1 protein-coding gene is annotated in these 667 nt (G+C 57.1%); it reads left to right on the forward strand.

The annotated features are described in order from the left end of the window. Positions 1 to 397 (forward strand): M12 family metallopeptidase (locus tag NOV72_RS31760; RefSeq protein WP_245933239.1); only part of this gene is annotated, 397 nt, incomplete at its 5' end. Positions 398 to 667: the final 270 nt, after the last annotated feature.

Below are 667 nucleotides of genomic sequence, written 5' to 3' on the forward strand. Positions count from 1 at the left end.
CGGCCTCGGAAAAAGCCTGAACAATAAAGTTGGCGGTGTCACGCTGAACTTCACTTTTGATTCAATGAAGAACGGTGCCGCATACTGCTCCGCTAACGAAAAGCAAAACAAGGACTGTATCGAATGGTACGCGGTGCATGAATTCGGTCACGTTCTGGGTTTCGCTCACGAACAGAACCGCCCGGACACGCCGGATGCATGCAAAGGGATGGCGCAGGGAACTGACGGTGATCAGTTGTTTGGCAGTTGGGATGGCTCGTCAGTTATGAGTTACTGCAACGTTGCAAATGGCAATCCAGTGAACACCAACATGGGTATGGCTGTTCTAAGCGCCGAAGATAAAGCCATGGTGACGACGCTTTACGGTAGGTCGGCCGTGCTTTGTGACCGCTGCTGAAATTTCCCCATCCTTTTGCTCGTGGATAATTCGACCGAACTAGGAGTACACGGCGGAGTTCCAGGCCGCGGAAACCTCACCTGACGCGAGTATCGCCGCTTCGACCTGGTTCGAAGTCCGCGCTTGCTAGGGCTGCGACATTGACGCCGCCGTTCGTGCTTTCCGAGCACGAGACGGCGGCGCGTAACCAGGTCGCCAGGTCGCGCGCGAGCCGTGGGCGCGCGACAAGTCGTCTGCCTCACAGGCGCACGCGGAAGGGGCCGTCAGACC

Source organism: Caballeronia novacaledonica, assembly GCF_900258035.1.
GTDB lineage: Bacteria > Pseudomonadota > Gammaproteobacteria > Burkholderiales > Burkholderiaceae > Caballeronia > Caballeronia novacaledonica.